The organism is Pantoea sp. CTOTU49201 (assembly GCF_032054795.1).
Classification (GTDB): domain Bacteria; phylum Pseudomonadota; class Gammaproteobacteria; order Enterobacterales; family Enterobacteriaceae; genus Pantoea; species Pantoea symbiotica.
In genome coordinates, this window is sequence record NZ_DAMBSA010000453.1 from 1 (window position 1) to 3,544 (window position 3,544).

4 protein-coding genes are annotated in these 3,544 nt (G+C 53.6%); all 4 read left to right on the plus strand.

The window, feature by feature from the left end; genetic code table 11:
* Positions 1-1,053: putative 4-mercaptohistidine N1-methyltransferase (locus RTY00_RS21960; protein WP_312666227.1), on the plus strand; the 1,053-nt coding region annotated here is incomplete at its 5' end.
* 106 nt (positions 1,054-1,159) lie between these two features.
* On the plus strand, positions 1,160-1,621 hold the full coding sequence (gene asnC / locus RTY00_RS21965) for a transcriptional regulator AsnC (protein ID WP_008106733.1): 462 nt from the start codon (positions 1,160-1,162) through the stop codon (positions 1,619-1,621).
* Between the two features lie 154 nt (positions 1,622-1,775).
* Positions 1,776-2,216, plus strand: a complete 441-nt coding sequence (mioC, locus tag RTY00_RS21970) for an FMN-binding protein MioC (protein ID WP_008106731.1) — start codon at positions 1,776-1,778, stop codon at positions 2,214-2,216.
* 442 nt (positions 2,217-2,658) lie between these two features.
* Positions 2,659-3,544 (plus strand): FAD-dependent oxidoreductase (locus tag RTY00_RS21975; protein WP_312666228.1); only part of this gene is annotated, 886 nt, incomplete at its 3' end.

Below are 3,544 nucleotides of genomic sequence, written 5' to 3' on the forward strand. Positions count from 1 at the left end.
AATATCAATCTGGCGTATTGGGCTTCCTCCAGCCCCGTCGACCGTTTCGCGCAGGGTGAGTTTTACGACATCGTCGGCAACGTTTGGCAGTGGACCACGACGCCAACCAACGGTTTCGAAGGCTTTAAGGTGCATCCGCTGTACGACGACTTCTCGACGCCGACCTTTGATGGCAAACATGCGCTGATCAAAGGTGGCAGCTGGATTTCCACCGGCAACGAAGCGCTGAAATCTGCGCGCTACGCTTTCCGTCGTCACTTCTTCCAGCACGCCGGTTTCCGCTATGTGGTTTCTTCCCATGAAGAGAGCATGGAGCTCAATCCCTATGAAACTGACAGCATGGTGTCGCAGTATCTCGATTTCCAGTACGGGCCGAGCTACTACAACGTGCCTAACTACGCGGCGGCGCTGGTGGAAAAACTGCTGCCGCACTGTGCCGCGCGCGGTCAGGCGCTGGACATCGGCTGCGCTACCGGGCGTGCCAGTTTTGAACTGGCACGACACTTCAACGCGGTAACCGGCATGGATTACTCGGCGCGCTTTATTGATGTCGCGCTGCAGCTGACCTCCGGTGAAGATTTCCGCTATGTGGTGCCCGAAGAAGGGGATCTGGTGGAGTATCGTCAGGTGCGTCTGAAAGAGTTTGGTCTTGAAGCAGAGCAAGCGCAGCGCATTCAGTTTGTGCAGGGTGATGCCTGTAACCTGAAGCCGCAGCCGGATCGTTATGATCTGGTGCTGGCCTCTAACCTGATTGATCGTCTGCGTCAGCCGAAGCGCTTCCTGCAGGATATTACTCCGATGATCCGTTCCGGCGGTTTGCTGGTGTTGTCATCGCCGTATACCTGGCTGGAAGATTTCACGCCGAAAGAGAACTGGCTGGGCGGTGTTCGCGAGAATGGCGAAGCGCTGACGACCTATCAGGCGCTGCAGCGTCTGTTGCGTGATGCCTTTGACGAGGTAGCACCGCCGCAGGATGTGCCATTTGTCATCCGCGAAACGGCGCGTAAATTCCAGCACACGCAGGCGCAAGTGACCTTCTGGCGTAAGCGCTAAAAAGCAGGCAGACAACGGCCAGCCTGTTGTCTGCACCTTGCCTGCACCGCTAATTTGCTGCACATTCTCCTCTATTCATAGAAGAAAAACTTAACGAGGATGGACAATGGCGGAACACCTTCAGCTGGATAACCTGGATCGCGGCATTCTCAATGCGCTGCTGCAGAATGCGCGCACCGCCTATGCCGAGCTCGCCAAACAGTTCAACGTCAGCCCCGGTACCATTCATGTGCGGGTAGAGAAGATGCGTCAGGCGGGCATTATTTTAGGCACGCGCGTGGAGATCGATCCGCGTCAGCTCGGCTTCGATGTGTGCTGCTTTATCGGCATTATCCTCAAAAGCGCGCGCGACTATCCGGCGGCGCTGAGCAAACTCGACGCGCTGGATGAAGTGGTGGAAGCCTGGTATACCACCGGCCACTACAGCATCTTTATCAAAGTGATGTGCCGATCGATCGATGCCTTGCAACAGGTATTGATCAACAAGATCCAAACCATCGACGAAATTCAATCCACCGAAACTCTGATCTCACTGCAAAACCCGATCATGCGCACCATTAAGCCGTGATCCCTCTCTAAGCTGTGCACAAACTTATCCCCGGCAGATCGCGCGTATGGCGCGACTTGTCGCCTGATGCTTTCATCTATTAACCCTGTTTTCCACAGGTGGATCACGGCTTGATCACAGCGTACAATGCTCGCCTTTAGTGCGGGAGAGCATCATGGCCGATATTACGTTAATCAGTGGAAGTACCCTTGGCAGCGCCGAATATGTTGCTGAGCATCTGGAAGAAAAACTGCAGGAAGCGGGCTTCTCAACCGAGGTGCTGCATGGCCCAGAGCTGGATGAGCTGCAACCGGAAGGCATTTGGCTGATCGTTACCTCCACGCACGGTGCCGGTGAACTGCCTGATAATTTGCTTCCTTTATATGAAGCACTGCAAGAGACAAAACCGGACCTCACTGGCTTACGTTATGGCGCAGTAGGCATCGGCAATCATGAATACGATCTTTTCTGCGGCGCGATCAAGCTGCTGGAAGAGCAATTGAACCAGTTGGGTGCCAAACGCATTGGCGATCGCCTGGAGATCGACGTGCTAGAGCATGAGATCCCGGAAGACGCGGCTGAAGTGTGGGTCGCCACATGGAAAACGCAGATTTAAAACGATCTTCGGTGGCTGGGGATCGGGAAAATAGAATGATCCCCAGTTGATTACGCTGTTTTTATACTTTAAACACGCGATCGACTGTGGATAACATGGCCTGTTTCATGCGTATAACCAGTAGTTATCCAAAGAACAACTGCTGCTTCTATTTTGACCTGTGCATAAGTCGCTATTTTGATCCCAGCTTATACGGATCAGGATCACCGATCATTCACAGCTAATGATCCTCTCTAATCCGCTGTTAAATCATTGCTTTTTCGGGTTATCAACAGCCTGGAGCGATCCTAATAGTAGATCTAACAGAGAGATCATATAAAAGACTTAAGATCCTTTCTTTTAAACCTCAGGATCCCGCGACTTTCGCCGCCGACATAATTTCAGTAGAATCCACCGCCCAGGGCAACGATCCCTGTCCGAAACATTAACGAGGACCCACTTCATGTTTTATCCAGATCCTTTTGACGTCATCGTAATCGGTGGTGGTCATGCGGGCACCGAGGCCGCGATGGCCGCAGCCCGAATGGGTCAGCAAACCCTGTTACTCACCCATAACATTGATACGCTTGGACAAATGTCCTGTAACCCGGCGATCGGTGGTATCGGGAAAGGACATCTGGTGAAGGAAGTGGATGCCTTAGGCGGTTTGATGGCCACGGCAATTGACCAGGCAGGTATCCAGTTTAGGATACTAAACGCGAGTAAAGGCCCCGCCGTTCGCGCCACTCGTGCTCAGGCTGACCGTGTACTGTATCGCCAGGCGGTACGCACTGCGCTGGAGAACCAGCCGAACCTGATGATCTTCCAGCAGGCGGTTGACGATCTGATTGTGGAAAACGATCGTGTCGTCGGTGCGGTAACGCAAATGGGCTTGAAGTTCCGCGCCAAAACAGTGGTGCTGACCGTCGGGACCTTCCTCGATGGCAAAATTCACATTGGTCTGGATAATTACAGCGGTGGCCGTGCAGGCGATCCGCCATCAATCCCATTGGCAAAACGCCTGCGTGCACTGCCGCTGCGCGTAAACCGTCTGAAAACCGGCACGCCGCCACGTATCGACGCACGCTCAATTGACTTTTCGGTGCTGACACCGCAGCACGGTGATAATCCGATGCCGGTGTTCTCGTTCATGGGCAAGGTTTCACAGCATCCACAACAAGTGCCGTGCTGGATCACCTACACCAACGAACAGACGCATGACGTGATCCGCAATAACCTCGATCGCAGCCCGATGTATGCCGGGATCATCGAAGGTATTGGTCCACGTTACTGTCCGTCGATTGAAGACAAAGTGATGCGCTTTGCCGATCGCAACGCGCATCAGATCT

Bases quoted from the DNA above. Each gene is read 5' to 3' on its own strand.
- asnC (WP_008106733.1), top strand. From the start codon at position 1,160: ATGGCGGAACACCTTCAGCTGGATAACCTGGATCGCGGCATTCTCAAT.
- mioC (WP_008106731.1), top strand. From the start codon at position 1,776: ATGGCCGATATTACGTTAATCAGTGGAAGTACCCTTGGCAGCGCCGAA.